The organism is Mycolicibacterium llatzerense (assembly GCF_000878195.1).
Classification (GTDB): domain Bacteria; phylum Actinomycetota; class Actinomycetes; order Mycobacteriales; family Mycobacteriaceae; genus Mycobacterium; species Mycobacterium llatzerense.
Genome location: NZ_JXST01000004.1, coordinates 168,992 through 187,435, shown reverse-complemented (window position 1 = coordinate 187,435; position 18,444 = coordinate 168,992). Strand labels below are relative to the sequence as shown.

General features: G+C 63.9%; 18 protein-coding genes. 6 read left to right on the top strand and 12 right to left on the bottom strand.

The annotated features are described in order from the left end of the window. The first annotated feature begins 91 nt into the window (after window positions 1–91). Window positions 92–562, top strand: coding sequence for a GbsR/MarR family transcriptional regulator (locus TL10_RS04360; protein WP_192830174.1), 471 nt, complete (start codon window positions 92–94; stop codon window positions 560–562). Window positions 563–805: 243 nt separating this feature from the next. Here the strand turns inward: TL10_RS04360 and thpD are convergent, their stop codons facing one another. The 5 genes from thpD to TL10_RS04335 form a co-directional block, all read right to left on the bottom strand. Continuing rightward, window positions 806–1,690, bottom strand: coding sequence for an ectoine hydroxylase (gene thpD / locus TL10_RS04355; RefSeq protein ID WP_043984641.1), 885 nt, complete (start codon window positions 1,688–1,690; stop codon window positions 806–808). Beyond that, window positions 1,687–2,079: an ectoine synthase gene (locus TL10_RS04350; RefSeq protein WP_043984640.1), complete on the bottom strand. Its 393-nt coding sequence runs from the start codon at window positions 2,077–2,079 to the stop codon at window positions 1,687–1,689. Before TL10_RS04350 ends, thpD begins: the two co-directional genes overlap by 4 nt. 40 nt (window positions 2,080–2,119) lie before the next feature. Continuing rightward, the gene (ectB, locus tag TL10_RS04345; RefSeq protein WP_043984639.1) at window positions 2,120–3,406 is read right to left on the bottom strand and encodes a diaminobutyrate--2-oxoglutarate transaminase; all 1,287 of its coding nucleotides are present in this window, start codon (window positions 3,404–3,406) and stop codon (window positions 2,120–2,122) included. 75 nt (window positions 3,407–3,481) lie between these two features. After that, window positions 3,482–4,024, bottom strand: coding sequence for a diaminobutyrate acetyltransferase (ectA, locus tag TL10_RS04340; RefSeq protein ID WP_043984638.1), 543 nt, complete (start codon window positions 4,022–4,024; stop codon window positions 3,482–3,484). Window positions 4,025–4,848: 824 nt separating this feature from the next. After that, window positions 4,849–5,325 carry a MarR family winged helix-turn-helix transcriptional regulator gene (locus TL10_RS04335; protein ID WP_043984637.1) on the bottom strand — a complete coding sequence of 159 codons (477 nt, stop codon included), beginning with the start codon at window positions 5,323–5,325 and terminating at the stop codon, window positions 4,849–4,851. Between the two features lie 304 nt (window positions 5,326–5,629). Here TL10_RS04335 and TL10_RS04330 point away from each other — a divergent pair, with 304 nt between their 5' ends. Continuing rightward, entirely contained in the window at window positions 5,630–7,114 is a 1,485-nt protein-coding gene (locus TL10_RS04330) for a chloride channel protein (RefSeq protein ID WP_234711365.1), read from the top strand. 261 nt (window positions 7,115–7,375) lie between these two features. Here TL10_RS04330 and TL10_RS29430 read toward each other — a convergent pair whose 3' ends face one another. The 4 genes from TL10_RS29430 to TL10_RS04310 form a co-directional block, all read right to left on the bottom strand. Beyond that, window positions 7,376–7,969, bottom strand: coding sequence for a hypothetical protein (locus tag TL10_RS29430; protein WP_157850347.1), 594 nt, complete (start codon window positions 7,967–7,969; stop codon window positions 7,376–7,378). Between the two features lie 135 nt (window positions 7,970–8,104). Next, window positions 8,105–8,665 carry a DUF6262 family protein gene (locus TL10_RS04320; protein ID WP_082067832.1) on the bottom strand — a complete coding sequence of 187 codons (561 nt, stop codon included), beginning with the start codon at window positions 8,663–8,665 and terminating at the stop codon, window positions 8,105–8,107. Continuing rightward, a complete protein-coding gene (locus TL10_RS04315; RefSeq protein WP_043984636.1) occupies window positions 8,662–11,190 on the bottom strand; it encodes a tyrosine-type recombinase/integrase in 2,529 nt (842 codons plus the stop codon). The genes TL10_RS04320 and TL10_RS04315 overlap by 4 nt, the downstream gene beginning before the upstream one ends. A 2-nt stretch (window positions 11,191–11,192) precedes the next feature. After that, window positions 11,193–12,341 (bottom strand): tyrosine-type recombinase/integrase, encoded by a 1,149-nt coding sequence (locus tag TL10_RS04310; protein ID WP_234711364.1) that lies wholly within the window; start codon window positions 12,339–12,341, stop codon window positions 11,193–11,195. A 92-nt stretch (window positions 12,342–12,433) separates the two neighbouring features. On the opposite strand from TL10_RS04310, the gene TL10_RS04305 reads away from it, so the two are divergent. The 3 genes from TL10_RS04305 to TL10_RS04300 all read left to right on the top strand — a co-directional run bounded on the left by TL10_RS04305 (window position 12,434) and on the right by TL10_RS04300 (window position 14,003). Further along, window positions 12,434–12,868 carry a VOC family protein gene (locus TL10_RS04305; protein WP_234711363.1) on the top strand — a complete coding sequence of 145 codons (435 nt, stop codon included), beginning with the start codon at window positions 12,434–12,436 and terminating at the stop codon, window positions 12,866–12,868. A 95-nt stretch (window positions 12,869–12,963) separates the two neighbouring features. Beyond that, window positions 12,964–13,170, top strand: a complete 207-nt coding sequence (locus TL10_RS31625) for a hypothetical protein (protein WP_051954991.1) — start codon at window positions 12,964–12,966, stop codon at window positions 13,168–13,170. Continuing rightward, window positions 13,167–14,003 carry a GH25 family lysozyme gene (locus tag TL10_RS04300; RefSeq protein ID WP_052506298.1) on the top strand — a complete coding sequence of 279 codons (837 nt, stop codon included), beginning with the start codon at window positions 13,167–13,169 and terminating at the stop codon, window positions 14,001–14,003. The genes TL10_RS31625 and TL10_RS04300 overlap by 4 nt, the downstream gene beginning before the upstream one ends. Here TL10_RS04300 and TL10_RS04295 read toward each other — a convergent pair whose 3' ends face one another. Then, window positions 14,004–14,489 (bottom strand): MarR family winged helix-turn-helix transcriptional regulator, encoded by a 486-nt coding sequence (locus tag TL10_RS04295; RefSeq protein WP_043984633.1) that lies wholly within the window; start codon window positions 14,487–14,489, stop codon window positions 14,004–14,006. A 64-nt stretch (window positions 14,490–14,553) separates the two neighbouring features. Here TL10_RS04295 and TL10_RS04290 point away from each other — a divergent pair, with 64 nt between their 5' ends. Next, entirely contained in the window at window positions 14,554–16,527 is a 1,974-nt protein-coding gene (locus tag TL10_RS04290) for an MMPL family transporter (protein ID WP_043984632.1), read from the top strand. Here the strand turns inward: TL10_RS04290 and TL10_RS04285 are convergent. Then, entirely contained in the window at window positions 16,524–17,141 is a 618-nt protein-coding gene (locus tag TL10_RS04285; protein WP_043984631.1) for a PaaI family thioesterase, read from the bottom strand. The genes TL10_RS04290 and TL10_RS04285 overlap by 4 nt on opposite strands. Further along, a complete protein-coding gene (locus tag TL10_RS04280; protein ID WP_043398255.1) occupies window positions 17,138–18,427 on the bottom strand; it encodes an adenylosuccinate synthase in 1,290 nt (429 codons plus the stop codon). Before TL10_RS04280 ends, TL10_RS04285 begins: the two co-directional genes overlap by 4 nt. Between the last annotated feature and the right edge of the window lie 17 nt (window positions 18,428–18,444).

The window sequence follows — 18,444 nt, the reverse complement described above, 5'->3', positions numbered from 1 at the left end:
CCGGAACACCGGAATCGACTGTACTAAACTTTCAGAAAATAGTGAAGGATGTTTGGGGTGAGGAGGATTCGTCGTGGATATGTCCTCAGGTCTGCAAGATGCGGCCGAGCAGCTCGCTGTGGTGTTGACCAGCCACGGATTGCAGCGGATGACCGCGCGGGTGCTGGCCACGTTGTTGTTCACCGAACAGCCCAACGTCACGATGGGCGAACTGGCCACAACCCTCAATGCCAGTGCTGGGGCCATCTCTGGAGCCCTGAAAATGCTCACCTCCGTCGGGCTTGCCGAACGGGTCGCCGCACCGGGCAGTCGCCGCGATCACTACCGGCTGCGTGACAATGCCTGGGCGATCCTGTTCACCTCGCAAAACGAGACGATCGCGGCCATGCTCTCAGCGGCCGACCTCGGCATCGCCGTCACCGACAGCAGCAGCCCAGCACGGCAGCGGCTGACCCAGATGCACGACTTCTACACATTTCTCCTGGCCGAAATCCCCGTTCTGCTGGACCGGTGGCACCACCAGACCCAGGCACCCGGCTCGCAGAACATGCCTCTTCCATGAGGCTGTCCCCCGCCCCGCGGACGACGCCCCAATATCGTTGCCGTGCCGAGAGATTGGCCTGTGGCGCACCAGGAGAGCTGGTCCGCGGCACTGACGGAACGTTGCATCTACGCCCGACGCGCGACGGTGCCGCGTAGCCCACGACGTTTCGGAGTGTCGAGTTGCGCCATCGCCCTGAGCCTCGCTTCCGGCTGGGGACGATGGTGTAACGGGCATCAGGCCTACGTTGCGTCCTTGCTGCAGTTATCTGGCTGCGAGGTATCGGGGCCGCGGCCGCGGTGCGGCGAACGGTTCACCGAGTCGGTTGTCAACCGAATTGAATACAAGAAACACATTCGACCGCGGCAGCGGTGTGATGTTCGATCCCGAACCATGCAGCAGGTTCGCGTCGAACCACAGTGCCGTCCCGGGCGAGCCGGTGAACTGGTCGATACCGTGGTGATCGACCGCCTTGCACAAGGTGGTCTCATCGGGCGTGCCGACCTGCTGCGCCACCAGCGAGGTGCCATGGTGGTTATCCGGGGTTGCCCCGACACACGGGTAGAAGGTGTGGTGCGACCCCGGAATCACCATCAGTGACCCGTTGTACGGATAGTTGCGCGTCAAGGCGATCGAGCAGGACACCGCGCGGATGTCGGCCATGCCGTCCTCCGCGTGCCAGGTCTCGAAGTCCGAATGCCAGTAAAAGCCGGTGCCGGTGAAGCCGGGCATCAGATTGATCCGGGCCTGGTGGATATAGACGTCGCTACCGAGCAGTTGGCGCGCGATAGGCAGCACCGTGTCCAGATCGACCACCTGCGCGACCAGCGCGCTGAGCAGATGCGGTTCGAAGATCGAGCGGATGGACCCGCGTGGTTCCCGAATGATCCGTGGGTCGTCCGGCTCGAGACCTACTGCGATTCGGTCTGTTTCGCCGCGCAGCGGTCCAATCAGGTCATCAGTGAGAGTGCCCGGGCGGACGAGATAACCGAGCTCATCGAAGCGCGCCAGTTCGTGCGGCGGCAACGGGCCGTCGGCCTTCCCGCCCCACACCACTGGTTCGCTGCGGGGAATGGGCTCGACGGCATGGCCAAGGCGGGTCGGGTAGCGATCTTCGACGATCGCGGTCGCGGCGCCGGGCGCGCTCATGCGACCGACTGCGGGGGTGGGTAGGCACCGCTGGCGTCGTGTACCTCTCGCCCCGTGACCGGAGGGTTGAAGACGCAGAGCATGCGCAGTTGCTCGGCGCAGCGGATCTGGTGTCGTTCATGGCCGTTGAGGAGATACATGGTGCCCGTTCCCAGGGCATGGCGCTCCCCGGTGTCGAGGTTGGTCAACGTGCCGCGGCCTTCGGTGATCCACACTGCCTCGACGTGGTGCTGGTAGTGGAACTCGCTGACCGAGCCGGCTTCGATCGTGGTCTCGTGGAAGGAGAATCCGACCCCGTCGTCGGCCAGGATGATGCGTTTGGACCGCCACGTTCCGGCTGACACGTCGCGGTCGGTTCCGGTGATCTCTGCCGTGGTGCGAACAATCATGGGTGAAGAACTCTTTTCATCTAAGTCTGCGGTAGTCGGATCACGCGTGGGTCGCCGCGACGGACTCGGCCAGGATGTCCAGACCGGTCAGCAGATCGTCGGCTGACGTGGTGAGCGGCGGAAGTAGTTTGACCACTTCGTCGGACGGACCGCTGGTTTCCATCAGTGCTCCCCGTTCGAACGCATTCCGGCATACTTCGCCGGCGCGTGGGGCGTCCGCGAATCTCAGCCCCTGCGCCATGCCGCGGCCACGGGCCGCGATGCCCTCGTAGCGGGCCGCGATGTCCTCGAGCCGCGACCTGATCAGCTCACCTTTCACTGCGGTATCGATACTGAACTGCGGTTCTTTCCAGTATGTTTCGAGCGCCACAGTGGCCGTGACGAACGCTGGATTGTGGCCGCGAAAGGTACCGTTGTGCTCGCCGGGCGCCCAGACGTCGAGCTCGCGACGAAACAGAGTCAATGCCATCGGTAGCCCGTAGCCGCTGATCGATTTCGATAGCGTCACGATGTCCGGCACGATCCCGGCGGCTTCGAAGCTGAAGAAGGGACCGGTGCGACCGCAGCCCATCTGCACGTCGTCGATGATCAGCAAGATATCGCGGGTGCGGCACAATTCCGCCAGCGCACGTAGCCACTCTTCGCGGGCGATGTTCAAACCGCCTTCGCCTTGAACGGTTTCCACGATCACCGCGGCTGGCCGGTTCAGGCCGCTACCGGAATCGTCGAGGACTCGTTCGAACCAGTGGAAGTCCTCGGTAACACCACCGAAATAGTTGTCATAGGGCATCGGGGTTGCGTGGACCAACGGCACGCCGGCGCCGGCACGCTTCATGGAGTTTCCGGTAACCGACAGCGAACCCAGCGTCATGCCGTGAAATGCGTTGGTAAAGCTGATGATCGACTCACGTCCGGTGACTTTCCGCGCGAGTTTGAGCGCCGACTCGACCGCGTTGGTGCCCGTCGGTCCGGGGAACTGCACCTTGAAATCCAAATCTCGCGGCCGCAAGATGAGCTGTTGGAACGTCTCCAGAAAGCGCTGTTTGGCTGATGTCGCCATGTCCAGCGAATGCACGATCCCGTCTGATCCGAGGTATTCGAGCAGCGCCTGCTTGAGCGCGGGGTTGTTGTGGCCGTAGTTCAAAGCCCCTGCGCCTGCGAAGAAATCGATATAGCGCCGCCCGTCGTTGTCGGTGATCCAAGAACCACTGGCGGTGTCCATGACGGTGGGCCAGCCACGGCAATAGCTGCGGACTTCCGACTCAACTTTATCGAAGACTTCTGGCAGGCCGCTCTCGGTCAGGTGTGCGGCGTCGGCGAGAAGCACGGTTGGTTCCTTTCAATAGACAAACAGAAACTTAAGCGGGACAGTGCATTTGGCACTAGCCCGGGGTATCGCGCGTCAGCTTGGCAGTGGTGCCACGAGTGGGCCGATCCGCAGCATCGGCTCGTCTTCGTGGCCGCCGTCGGCGTCGAGTAGCTCGGCGCCAAAATGTGAAAACTCAACCGTTGGCACGCCATGACGGCGCGCGAACGCTCCGAAGAAATTACGAGAGGCGGTATTGCCGGGCGCTACCGTCGCTTCAACTGTGACCGGATGGCCCCGGCGTTCGGTGCGAATGCGATGCACCAGCGCGTCGAGCATGACACCGGCCAGCCCCTGCCCTTGCGAGTGCGGCGCCACCGCGACCTGCCAGACGAACAAGACGTCCGGCCGCGGCGGTGGGTGGTAGCCGGTGATGAATCCACAGATTTCGCCGGCTTTTTCCGCGACGATGGAGCTGGCCGCGAAATCAGTGGCCAGCAGCAGGTACGCATAGGTGGAGTTCACATCGAGCACGCCGGTGGCGGCGGCGAGGCTTCGGATTGCGATTGCGTCGGTGCCACAAGGGGCGCGCAGCAAGGCAGTTTCGGGGCGCGGGAGCGCGCAGTTGACATCGGGCATCACAGAGAAAAGTCACCACCGAACGGTCATCGATCATCGTCAGTTCAAGTCATCGGGTTTGCTGACAGTAGACACACAGCGACCGCTCAATCAAGGATGCCAATTGCAATGCCGTTGCGCTCCGCCTTCTGTTGAATGCCTGCCTGATCAGCGGTTTCACCCGCAGGGCATCGCACGCAACGGCGACGCCACCGTTATAAAACCGTTATATAGATCGAGTTCTAGAGGGCTGCAGCAATTTTCGTAGCGACTGCCGATCCGTGTCCATGGAGCCCCACTAACGTCGATCGCCCCACGAGACCACGAGACGAACACCCTCGGCGCGGGCCCCGCCATCGGAGTTCTTCGCAGGCATTCCCCTACAAGAGCCAAGATTGGCGCTCAGGCTTCAGATCCGGGCCGTTGGAACCGGCGACGAATTGATAAGTCGGACAACCCAAAACGCTGCATACACGCCTCGCTGAGCGGCCATCAAGGAAAACACGCGCATTACTACTGTGGCACTATGCTACTGTGACACAGGCTCCAAAACCGCGAGGAGGCCGTCGGTGCGGCCAACCGCGGCAGCTCGTCGAATTACATCAGCGGTGACGTTGCTGTGAACGCTGCAGCGAACCGGTATGGCCACGGACCGCCGCGGGCGGGCCACCCCACCACCGAGCCAGCCCCGAGGGCCGGTCGGTCCGCCCGCGGCCCAGGGGAAAGCCGCGCCACAGCCAACACGCCGGGGCCGTGGAGTCGAGTCGCGTGCACCGTTAGATGAAGCGCGCAGAACGCCGACTGTGGGCCGGTGCAGGATTCGCCGCCCCAATACAACCGGAGCGCTAGAAGTCGATCTCAGCCGGAGGCTCTCCACCCGCCTCGGTGAAGGCGGTGAGTGCCCCGACCATGCCTTCACGCTGCCGCACCGGCATCGCCTCCACGACCCGCACGATCTCGGCCCGTCGGCGAGCGGTCACCGTGCGCACGACCTTGCGGCCACGCGCGGTCAGCTCGACCACCAGTTCGCGTCGCGAATTGGGATGCGGGCGACGGTCTATCAGACCGGCCGCAACGAGACGTTCCGCCATCCGGCCGATCGTTGAGGGCTGGACGTCGAGCAGCCCTGCCAGGGTCGCCAAGTTCGTCGTGCCCCTCGAGGACAGAATCACCAGCACCCGAAATTGGGGAATGGTGATTGTGTCGTCCACCTCGGCGATCGATCGTGCCGAGATGCTGACCAACAGCCGGGACGCAGTGATCAACGCATCGGTAATGGCATCGACCGATTGGGCGGATGTTGTCTTGGTCTGCGCGTTCACCGGAACCTCCTCCTAGTCAACTTTAGTCTGCGCCGCGCCAGATACCCGACCAGACCCACACCGCAACCACGTCGCACGCCGACCGCTCGCGTCCACCGCCTAGCGGGCCGACTCGGTCTGATCGCCCCTTGTGCAGCTGCACCTGCGACCGGGGAATATCGTCGCCGCCTATTCGGAGGGCCGATTATCCTAGACAGCACTACTGTTGCATACTGCAATAGTGATTAGACGCAGCATCGGTTGGTGGCGTGCCATCACTGCTCCCAGACCTGGGCGCATGCATGGCGCTCTGCATAGCAGGGTGATGCTAGTTCCGTTGGCGGTGATGGTTGGTGTGCTCACCGGACTCGGTGCAGTCGCGTTCCGTTGGCTGGTTGAATGTTTCACTCGGATGTTCACCGGGTACGCCGACTACTCGGCGTTGGGTCGCGTCCCCAGCGCGCACTGGCCCGCGCTGGGTTGGTGGTTTCTTCTGGGCGCTCCCGTGATCGCTGGTGCGGTCTACGGCCCGCTTGTGCACCATTTTGCGCCCGAGGCGCGCGGCCATGGTGTGCCCGAAGTGATGTTCGCCGTAGCCCGTAACAAGGGACGGATCAAACCACAGGTAACGGTCGTCAAGGCGCTGGCGTCGGCGCTGTGCATCGGTGGCGGCGGATCAGTCGGACGTGAAGGGCCGATCGTACAAATCGGCTCGGCCACCGGCTCGGCACTGGGGCAATGGCTGCGCCTAGATACTGATCGGACTTGTCTGCTCGTCGCATGCGGAGCGGCCGGCGGTATCTCGGCTACCTTTAACGCTCCATTGGCCGGGGTGTTCTTCGCCCTCGAATTGATCCTGCGCGATTTCGCTGCCGAGTCAGCCGGTGTCGTGGTGTTGTCGAGCGTGGCCGCCGCCGTCGTGGGGCGCACACTGATGGGCGATCACCCGTTCCTGTCCCTACCCGGATTCACCGTGCACCGACCAGTCGAATACGTGCTGTATGCCGCGCTCGGAGTGGGCGCGGGCGTCGTTGGAACGGTGTTCTCGCGAGTCTTGTACTGGGTCGAGGACGCCTGCGATTGGCTCTGGCGGGGACCACAGTGGGCCCGCCCGGCCGTCGGCGGAATTGCCCTGGGCGCCTTACTGATCGCACTGCCGCAGATGTATGGCGTGGGTTATCCGGTCCTGCAAAACGCCATCGGCGGCCGCTACGCGGTAGCGATGCTCCTTCTGCTCATGGTCGGCAAAATCTTCGCCACCAGCCTCACCATCGGCATCGGCGGCTCAGGCGGGGTGTTTGCACCCACCCTCTTCATCGGGGCGATGGCCGGCAGCGCCTTCGGGGTAGCAGCACACCATCTCTATCCCAGCCTGGCCATCGCAACCGGCGCCTGCGGCCTGATCGGCATGGGTGCCCTCCTCGGCGGCGCCACCGGCGCACCCATCACCGCAGTGGTCACCTTGTTCGAACTCACCGGCCAGTACGCCATCATCCTGCCGCTGATGACCGCAGTTGCCATGGCAGCCGGCACCGCCCGCCTACTCGGCCGGCACACCATCTACACGACCAAGCTCTGGCGCCGTGGTATCGACCTGGACACCACAGCCAACCCGACCGATCGCCTCATTGCCGTCAGTGCCGAGCAACGCCCGGGTCGACCGCTAGACGGGACAGTCCCGTCTTTTGCGCTTGGAAGAAGAGCACTAACACCGTTGGGCCAGAGCATTTCCCGCAATCGACTCCCGATCGCGAAAAACGCGCGGACCAGCCCACCGTCGAAACGACCACCCCTGCGCGCCGCTGATTAGCCCACTATTCACCGGAAGAAACAGATCGAAGATCAGCCTATTCCCGCTCGCCCAACAAACGACAAAGAACCGCAGAATGGCACCGGGGCCCTGGCCGAGCGCCGGCAGGTCGCGCTACCGCTATATGAGTACATCTGCGACGAGTGTCCACCGTAATTGACGATGAAATCGACCGTTACACAGCGCTTTCCGTAACTCCAACGACTGTTCGTCGAAGTAGGGCGCCGATGACGCCTACTGTGGCTGCTCAAACTCCAACGACTACCGCGCGGGGACCGACTCGGGTACGTACCCGAGATCCGCTGCGCACACGGCGCATAGCGTTTTCACCCAGTACGGCAGTCGGTGCGGGCCACCGGGATGTCCGCACCGCTCACAGGTGATGGCCGATTCGCGTTCGGCCGCATCGGTAATGGCGGTGAAACGCTCCCACAGTTCGGTACGCCGCTGAGCGCTGGGCTCGCAGCAATAGCGCAGGGTTCCGAATTTCTCCTTGACTTGGTAGACCACGTAATCGCCGTCGAGGGCCGCCAACTGTCGATCGCAGGCGATGCTGATCGAGTACCAGCCTGCGTCGTGCCGAAACCACCGACCCCAACCGTCGGGGATCCGGCGCAGAATCCGTTTCAAGCACTCCCCATGCACACCCGCATCCGGAGGAATGTGCAGTGCGTCCCGGTTGTCGTCGGTCGATAGCAGGTGTCTGAGTGCACCCGCCAAATCGTCGGGTGTTGCGGTGCCGGCACGCAGCCGCGCGGACATTTCGCTGATATCCGACCCAGCTGCCCATATGCGGGCCCACTGCTGATCGGTCAGTTCAGGGATGTGCTTGTCCGTCATCGCCAACGCTCGCACGCTCGATCGCCTTCTGCTCCCCGCGATTCCAACGACATGACACCAGTATGAGACGCACACGTCGCCTGGGTCCACGGCGCTGCCGCGAGGTGCATCCGGCCCCGACAAACCGGACTGCTGCAGTCAGGAAATCCGCTAGTTTTCCGACCGGATCATCTTGCGGAGGCTCGCGCGGGCCGCCGCGAGGTCATCTTCGGTCTCAGTGAGTCGAGATAACAGGTCCGTGTTGTCCTGGGTTAGGCGTTCGTTAGCAGTGATGAGTTCTTGGTTCCGGGCACTGAGTTCCTGCACACGCGACGCCACGTCAGCGACGGCAGCGTAGTCGATCTGCTGACCGAATTGACGACGAAGGGCGTTCTTGAGCTTGTCGCGTTCCCGGCGCAGCGCGCCATTCTCCTGACGCAGCAGCTCGATGTCGGTGCGGAGATTCGTCACGGACGTGGCGGCCGCGTCCGAGCGGTGTCGTTGCTCGCGTTGGGCCTGCCGGGCACGGGCAGCGTCGATACGTTCTCTCATTCCCGGGGCGTAGACGAGCCATGTCGATACTTGAGCGGCTCGTGCGACGGCAGCGAAGGTGACGGTCTCGCCGTTGCCGACCAGATGATCAATGGCCTCAATCACTTTGGTGCGCTTGGCCTCACTGTCGCGGCGTCGTGACTCGGCGAGAACCTCGGCAGGCGTGCGTGGGGTGCTCATGGCTGTGCAGGTCTGCCGATTGTCGGGAAGGGGAGTGGAGCTCGACCCGCACGCGATTTGCGTAAGACACGGCTGGCTTCTTCGATTTCGTGGCGTTCATCGTCGGGAAGCCGTTCGAGCATGGATCGCATGGTCTCACTGATGGTCTTGAAGGCATCGGCCTGATCGCCCAGGTTCCGTACCACCCACGCGTCAGTGTCCATCGCCAGCGCGGCTTCGCGGTCGGCTTTGAGCGCGTGGATGTGCTGCTCAATCGCCGGCAAAAATGACGGGTCGGGCCGATAGAAGCCGCAGCCTGCGCACTGAAACCGGATGGGGCAGGCGTGGCCGCCGGCCTTTACATTCGACGGCTCTACGCATCCACCGAAAGGAACTGCTACAGAACGCCGTTCGTAGGCGGCATTCGAAGTCATGGGTGCCGGTGCACCGAACCGGTCGATGACTTGCCCGCGCACCGTCGACACCGCTTTGCGTTTACGCTCCAAGGTGACGGAGTAGTAGCGCATGGTGGTGCTGGCTTCGCGATGGTCCATCAGTTCTTTGAGGACGTCGATCGGAGTACCGGCATCGGCGTGCCGCTGGGCATAGGAATGGCGAAAGACGTACGGGTAGATTTTCGAACGGTCAAACGGCTCGGGGACACCATCCTCACCGATCACATCCGAGTCGATGCGCGCCAGCGAGGTCACCCAGTCTCTGAGGACGTTCGCGATGGAGCCAGTCGGGATGTGCGGGGTTGTGGAGATCGAGCCAGCAGCAGGAAACAACTTGTCGGGGCTGTGGCTAATCCCGCGCAGTCCGCGGCGCTCCTGCTGCCATTCTTCGACGGTGCGGGAGGTCTGTAGGTCGATCGGCAGCCTGCGGCGCATTCTCTTGGCTTTGAAGTTGTCCCAGATGAGGTTGTAGTCGCTGCCGACCCGTTCCAGGCAATCAATGTCGAGCGCTGCGATCTCCAATGGCCGCCTGCCTGTATCACGCAACAGGCAGTAGATCGTTTGAAACATCCGAGACACCGTCGGCGTGGGCAGACCCCCGTAGGGAACACCAGCACCGAGCGACCCGAGGTTTTCGTCGAGTTGCCGAATCACCGCTTCGGGCAACGCCTTTCCGTCCTCCTCGTCTTGAAAGCGAACTGTGGCGATCCGGTGTGACTCGTGCCGGGCGAATTCCCCGGGGACCTGGTCGAGCAAGCCAGCTTTGCGGCCGAAATCGATCAGCTTGAAGAACTGAAACGACACTGTAGCCCGCTGCTTCTCTCCATACGGCTCGCCGTCCTCCTTCATGAGAACGCGGAACCCATCAGCGATGGCCGTCATATCAGCGAACGTTAGCGTCGAGGCATCACAACCACCTCCGGCCTGTTTGGCAAGTGCGTTGGATCCAACCCGGGCCGCAAAAACCATCGTGCTGAGCTGAGGCGGCGTCGGCTTCGTTGTACGTGCCCACTCCATAAGCAGGTCCCGCAGCCACGGCTGGGTCACCACCCGAAAATCAATCAAGCCTCGGCGCCGGACCCGGCCGCCACCGCTAATGACTGCCGCGTGACCTTGGTGCATCGCGACCGCGCGCATGTCCCACACCGTCTTACTGGTCGGGTCTACACCGTTGAACACGTCCAACTCGCGGTGCAGATCGCGGATGACGTTGCCGATCATGAATCGACCATTCCGACTCCGCAGTGTCATCGAATCGAACTGGCCCTCACGCAGCAGCGCCAGACTCCGATACTCCGCCAAGTGATTCACGACCGATCGCAGCATCATTGGACACACATTGGCTCCGAGTACATCGCGTACCTGGATTCCGTACAGCAGTTCAAGACGCACAACGGGCTGCAATGGAGCTAACGAGAACTGTGCACCGGTCATGGCGGGCGCCTGCCACTGAGCCCACTCTTCGATATCGCGCCGGTTCTTTGGAGAATCGTTGTACCACTTTTGGTAGTGCGACGCGCACAATCCAGCTTCGACCTCGCGACTGAGGTCGCAGCCGCCCACAATGCAAGCCTCCCGGGCTGCGAACCCGTCTTCCGTCTCGGCCCACACCCGTAGGTCCCTGTCGGTGTCGCTGAATCGCCCGTTACGGACCAGCTTGTACCAGCGGAAGTAATGACTCTTGCACAGTCCGCGAGCTTTCTCCGGCCGTTGACACGGCCTACCTTTACGCCCACCCGCCACACACATTCCCGGCTGGGTATACACAAAACGCTTGGCAGTTCCAGGAACATGGGTCGCGATGAACTGTTCCTCGTTCAACTCGGTCTTGCCGAAGGCCTTCGCGCACGAATGGCAGAATCGCCCAGGGCACACCACAACGATCGGACAGTTCGGTACCAAGCACGCATACGCACGCGTCCGGGGATTGTTCAAGTTGCCAGTGAACAGCCAAAGCTGCTGATCCCACTCTCCTGGCCGCCACGAAGGCTCGATCTTGGCCTCAAGCCAACGGCCCCAACGGGCCAACACATCAGGCTCACCTACCGGTGGTTCAGGCGAATCGGTCTCGTGCGGTTCGGGGTGGACCATCGTCACGTCTCCTTGCTGCGTAATGCGGACAATCGATCAACCGCGCTCCGTTTATCCGCGTCGCTCGCATGGACATACGGCTCCATCGAAGCTGCGGACACGTGACCCAACAGGCTTTGTGCCACATCACGCGGCACACCGTTGCGAATCCACCTGGTCGCGGCCGTATGCCTCAACATGTGCGGGCGCACACGAAAGCCGAGCTGGTCAGAAATCCAAGCGAAGAGCCGTCGCACGTTTGCGTACGTCATCGGTGCACCCAGGTGCGACCCGAAGAGGTTGACGAAGACGTACGGACTATCGTTCGCCTGGCGCACTCCTGCCCGCTCGAACCCGTAGTCCGCGTACAGCCCCACCACATCCTCAACCACGGGGATTGTTCGCGGATAGCGCGACTTTGCCAGCGCTCCATTGGAATTCACACGGCGCCGCACATGAATGTGTGGGCCTTTGAGCGGACAGTCCAACACCGATGAGCTGGCCAACAAATGCATGTCCTCTCGGTGCAGACCGAGAGCTTCACCGATCCGCACGCCCGAATCGCACAACAACGCGACCAGGAAGCGATCCCTGGCCCGCATCGGCAGACTCGTCAGCTGCACGAGCTGATCGTCATTCAGCCACCGGTAGCCGGCAGACCGCGTGCGGAACTTGATGGTCTTCATCGTGGCAGTGCCATATTGCCCGCTTTCTCCAGGATCGAAGCCAGGTGGCAAGTGGGCCAAATATTTGCGGTCGGACAGCATCGCCGCACACTCAGTCGTGACCCAGCCATTGGGGACGCCGAAGCGCAGGAATTCACCGACCACGGTCATGACCTGGTTGGCGGTCGATTCCGATCGATGTCGCACCGCCAGAGGCTGCCGCCGTCCCCGGGCAGGTAGCGGAGTATCTACCAGCCACCTCAAGAAGACATGCAACTGAATGAAACTCGGCGCGGCCCAGGAAATACCCATGACATCGCAATAGGTCAGATACAAGGCCACGCGTCCGGCGTACGTGCGCAGGGTATTCGAGGAACAGTCTCGCGCACGCAACGACAACAGGTACGCCGTCGCCTCGTCGTGCAGTTCAAATTCGTCGGAGACCACGATCCACGACGTCAGGGCTCCATCTTCGGCTAGCGCTCGCTCTGCCATATAGCTCGGCACGAGCCGAACGTAACTGTCATACCGAAGGCATTACGTATACCTCACCGCCACGGGGCAAGAATCCACCAAATCTTCATGTGCCTTAACGGCAGGTGGCAGTGCAGATAACCCGCGAGGCCATGGACTACTACGTCGAGGTGTTTCCGAATTCGCGGATCAACTCGGTGGAGGAATACCCGGACGAGGCCCTCGACGAACACTTCGCCGGCATGGCGGGCAAAGTGCTCAACGGCCGATTCAGCTTGAACGGCGTCGATTTCGTCTGCCTCGACGGCGGACCGCTGTTCACCTTCAACGAATCCATCTCGTTCGTCGTCGAATGCGCTGATCAGGACGAGATCGACCGCTACTGGTCCAAGCTCTCGCACGTACCCGAGTCCGAGCAATGCGGGTGGTGCAAGGACCGCTTCGGGATCAGCTGGCAGATCATCCCGTCGAACATGGATCAACTGCTGGGCAGGCCCGAACAGATCCAGACGATGATGCGGCAGAAGAAGATCGTGATCGCCGAGTTGGAGAACGCCTGACCGAACCCGGCCGCGGAGATCGCGCTATCGTGGAAAGTGCCCTTCGACACTGAGCGTCAACGAGAATCGAAGCGGGACAATGCTTCCACGGCAGAATGCGAGGATTCGCCATCAACACCGCGGGCAAACCCGAAGCCCTGGGCGAGGTATATGAACAAGCGGGCGCGATCGCCACGTCAACGCATGATCCCGACGGCTTGCTGCAATGGACGGTGCAGCTGAGCGACGGATCCACCGCCGACACAAAAGCTTTGGCGAGCACGACGAGCTGGACACCGGTGGATCAGGGGCCGGCATCATGACCCTGTACGGACCGGACACGTCGAACAACAACTTTCGTTCGGCCGGCGACGCCATCGCCTTCGTCTCCGCGCTGCCCGGCCAGGGCTTTTCCTGGATCGAGCAGAAGGTGTCCGAAGGCAGTTACTACCGGGACCCGTACTGGCCGGTGATCGCACAGTGGTGCCGGGACAACCACTTTCCGCACATCGGCTATCACTACGTCACCACCAACAGCCCGGCCGCGCAGGCCCAGACCTGGCTCAGCAACCACGGCGGCGAGTACGCGATGCTCGACTTCGAGGCGAATTCCGGTGACATCAACAACTTCTGGGCGGTGGTCAACGCCTTCAACGACGTCGGGGTGACCATCTCGCTGTCGTACATCCCGCACTGGTACTGGCAACAGATCGGCTCCCCCGATCTGTCCAAGGTGCCCGGACTGATCGCGTCGAACTACGTCAACGGCACCGGCTATGCGTCAAACCTCTATCCCGGCAACGACAATCAGCATTACTGGTTCCCGTACGGCGGCGCCACCCCGCAGATCCTGCAGTTCACCGACGCCGCCCGGATCGGGAGCCTGTCGGTGGACTGCAACGCATTCCAGGGCACCCTCGATCAACTCATCTCACTCCTGCAAGGAGGAACCGTGACCCAGCCCGACCCCACCACCGCTACCCTCAACCAGATCCTGGCCATCGTGCAGGACATCCAGACCCAGCTCCGCGGCCCGAACCTGAAAGGCTGGCCGCAGCTCGGTCATAACGCCGCCGGCCAGAACCTCACCGTGGTGGACGCGCTGGCCGCGCTCAGAGCCGACGTGGACGCCCTCAAGGCCTCGTCCGCGGTGTGATCACGGCTCACCGGGGGCGGTGTCGGCGCGGAACGCCCGCATCGCGCCGGTGAGCGCAACGAAGACCCGGTGTGCCGCCGCCAGGTCTGCATCGGGTAGGTCGGCCAGGGCCTGGGTATTGAGCTGAGCCAGCGGGCTGAAGAACTCCCGGCCGGTGGCGAGGCCCTTGTCGGCGTTCCGCAGGATGACCTTGCGCCGGTCGGCGGGATCGGCGTCGCGACGCAGGTGCCCGGAGCCGATCATCCGCTCCACCAGGTAGGTGATGGCCGCACCAGAGGTGCCCATCAGCTTGCGCAGCTCGCCCGCCGTCAACGGCGCGCCCGCGGATTCAGCGACCATGATGTGTAGCAATGCCCGAAAGTCATTGGCGCCCAGTTCGTTCTGGACAGCGAAGGCCCGGCCGATCTGGTCGGATTCGGCCGTCAGCGCCCGGACGTCGGCCGAGATCTGCGCTTCCAGGTCGGCCCGGTCCGGCGGCGTTGGCACGCGGAGAGCATAGCGTCCATGAAGTTCATTTGATTAATAGTTAAGTATCTGAAATATTTTCCGGGTGTCCACACGTATCGCATGGGCATCAGCCCTGATCGTCCTGGTGCTCTCCGGTCTGGCGATGGCCTTGCTTGGCACCGGGGAGTCATCGTCGAAGTCGCCGGTGGCCGCGCCTGCCAGTGCCGAGTCCGCCCGCGCCGACGCGTTGCGCGCCCAATTCCCGGGCGGCGAGACCGCGCCGGCGATCATCGTGGTAACCCGCACCGACGACGCACCCTTGACCCCGGCCGATATCGCCGCGGCAGGTCCGGGCGCGCAGGTATCGACCGACGGCAAGGCGGCGTTGCGAGTCGCGCCGCTGGCGACAGACCTGTCCGGCTTCGACCTCCGCGACGCGATCCACGACCTGCGGTCACAGGTATCGACGTCGCTGCCCGACGGATTGCGGGGACAGGTCACCGGCGGGCCGGCATTCGGCGCCGACATCGCCAATTCTTTTGCCGGAGCGAACTTCACGCTGTTGGCGGTGACCGCCGCGGTGGTGGCGCTGCTACTGATCGTCACGTACCGCTCCCCCGTGCTGTGGCTGATCCCGCTGTTGGTGATCGGCTTCGCCGATCAGGTGGGCGCCGTCGTCGGCACCGCGGTGGCCGCCGCGACAGGACTGAATCCCGACGGGTCGACGGTGGGCATCACCAGCGTGCTGGTGTTCGGAGCGGGCACCAACTATGCGCTGCTACTGATTTCGCGCTACCGCGAGGAACTGTCCCTGCGCCGTGACCATCGGGATGCCCTGCGGGTGGCTTGGCGTGCCGCGGCCCCGGCGATCCTGGCGAGCAACGCCACCGTGGTGCTGGCGCTGCTGACGCTGTTGCTCGCCTCGGCGCCGACCAACCGCAGCCTCGGCGTGCAGGCCGCGGCCGGCCTGGTGGTCGCCGCCGTGTTCGTCTTGCTGGTACTGCCGCCGCTGCTGGGATTGTTCGGCCTCCGGCTGTTCTGGCCCTTCATCCCCGAAACCGGTTCGCACGCCATGCCACTCACCGAAAGCGGCGTCTGGCACCGCATCGCCGCGGGGGTTTCCCACCGGCCCGGCCGGGTCGCCACGCTGGCACTGGCCGGCTTGACCGTGCTGTGTGCCGGGCTGGTGAACCTGCCTGTCGGCCTGTCTCAGACCCAGCAGTTCCGGGTCCAGGCCGAGTCCGTCGCCGGCTACGACACCCTCGCCGCGCACTTCCCCAGCGGCCTGACCAACCCGACCACCGTCATCGCAGCTGCCCCCGAGGTCGGTCCGGCCATCACCCGTACCCCCGGCGTGGTGTCGTCGACGCCGACGGGACGATCGGAGTCCGGCCTGAATCAGTGGTCGGTGGTGCTGGCCACCGCACCCGCGTCCCCGGAGGCGTTCAAAACCATTGATGCCCTTCGCGATTCGGTGCACCAACTCGACGGCGACGCCGTGGTCGGCGGCCCCGACGCGCAGGCCCGCGATGCCGCGGCGGCAGCGCAGCACGACCGGCGGATCGTCATCCCGGCGATCCTGTTGGTGGTGCTCGCCGTCCTCTACGTCTTGCTGCGCTCGGCCCAGGCGCCGCTGATCCTGGTGGCGGTGACGGTGCTCAGCGCGCTGGCCGCGCTCGGAGTCGGCGGCTGGGCCAGCGTGCACCTGTTCGGATTCCCCGCATTGGACAACGGAACTCCGCTGTTCGCGTTCCTGTTCCTGGTCGCACTCGGCGTCGACTACACCATTTTCCTGGTGACCCGAGCCCGCGAAGAGACCCCGGCATTCGGCAACCGGCAGGGCATCGTGCGGGCAGTCTCGGCGACGGGCGCGGTGATCACCAGCGCCGGCATCGTGCTGGCCGCGGTGTTCTGTGTGCTGGGCGTGCTGCCGCTGATCGTGCTGACCCAGCTGGGCATCATCGTCGGCCTGGGCATCCTGCTGGACACCTTCGTGGTGCGCACCGTCATCATCCCGGCGCTGTTCACCCTGATCGGCCCCCGCATCTGGTGGCCCGGGCTACGCGCCGAACGCTAAGGCTGGCCGGGCAGCAGGCTGACCATCAGGCCATTGGCCTCGGCCAGCAGATTGCCCTCGGGGTCGAACAGGTCCGCAGCGACGAACGTCTTGCGGCCCTCGACCTCGGTGACGCGTGCCTTGGCGGTCAGCACCGTGTCGATCGGGGTGACCTTGCGGTAGTCGACGTGCAGGTACGCCGTGCGGCTCATCGGCCGACTGACAGCGTGGATCAGCATGCCGAAAGCCTGGTCGAACAGCAGCGGCAGCACCCCGCCGTGCACGGCATAGTTGCCGCCCACGTGGTAGCGGCTGAACTCGACCTGCATTTCGACGCCCTCGGGCGAGAACTTCGTGACCTTCCACGGCGGCATCAGCAGGCTGCCGGCCCCCGGCAGCGACGGCACCCGGATGGCCGGGCCGACGCCTTCAGCTGCCTGGAACGGCGCCAGCAGCTTGACCAGTTCCTCGACGCGGTCGGCGGCGGCGTCCCAGGTGTCGCTGTCCGGATTGGCCGAGACCGCCAAATCCTGCAGCCGCCGCATGCCCTCGAGGAAGCGGCCGAACCCCGGGCCGGGGTCGGCAACCTCGAATCGTGGGAACCCGCCGTGCTGGTCGATGAATCCTTCGGTCACCCGAGGATGTCCCGGCGCACGATCGTCTGGTCCCGGCCGGGACCGACGCCGATGCACGACACATGCGCTCCGGCGAGCTCCTCCAGCCGCAGCACGTAGTCCTGCGCCTTGGCGGGCAGATCCGAGAACTCGCGTGCCCCGGAGATGTCCTCCCACCAGCCCGGCAGTTCCTCGTAGATCGGCTCGGCGCGGGCGATGTCGGCCTGCGTCATCGGCATCTCGTCGGTGCGCTTGCCGTCGACGGTGTAGCCGACGCAGATCGGCACCGTCTCCAGGCTGGACAGCACGTCCAGCTTGGTCAGGAAGTAGTCGGTGATGCCGTTGACCCGGGTTGCGTACCGGGCGATGACGGCGTCGAACCAGCCGCAGCGCCGGGCCCGGCCGGTGGTCACGCCGACCTCGCCGCCCGTCTTGGACAGGTAGGCGCCGTACTCGTCGAACAGCTCCGTCGGGAACGGGCCCGAGCCCACACGCGTGGTGTACGCCTTCAGGATGCCCAGCACCGTGGTGATGCGGGTCGGGCCGATGCCCGAGCCGACCGCCGCGCCACCCGCAGTCGGGTTGGACGACGTCACGAACGGGTAGGTGCCGTGGTCGACGTCCAGCAGGGTGCCCTGTGAGCCCTCCAGCAGAACCGTCTCGCCGCGCTCCAGCGCCTCGTTGAGCAGCAGCCGGGCGTCCGCGATGCGGTGCTTGAAGCCCTCGGCCTGCTCCAGCAGGCTCTCGACGACCTCGGCCGGGTCGAGCGCCTTGCGGTTGTAGATCTTGACCAGCACCTGGTTCTTGAACTCGAGAGCGGCCTCGACCTTGTTGGCGAGCTGCTCCTCATCGAGGACGTCGGCCACCCGGATGCCGATGCGCGCGATCTTGTCCTGGTAGCAGGGACCGATGCCGCGACCGGTCGTGCCGATCTTCTTGCTGCCCGCGTACCGCTCGGTGACCTTGTCGATCGCCACGTGGTACGGCATCAGCAAGTGCGCGTCAGCCGAGATCATGAGCTTCGAGGTGTCCACACCGCGGTCCTCGAGCCCTGACAGCTCGCTGAGCAGCACGCCCGGATCGACCACGACACCGTTGCCGATGACGTTGGTGACCCCGGGTGTCAGGATGCCCGACGGGATGAGGTGAAGAGCGAAGTTCTCCCCCGTGGGCAGTACCACCGTGTGCCCGGCGTTATTGCCGCCTTGGTAGCGAACCACCCATTGCACACGTCCACCGAGTAGATCGGTGGCCTTACCTTTGCCCTCGTCACCCCATTGGGCCCCGATGAGCACGATTGCCGGCATCGTTTTGCCTCCCGCAT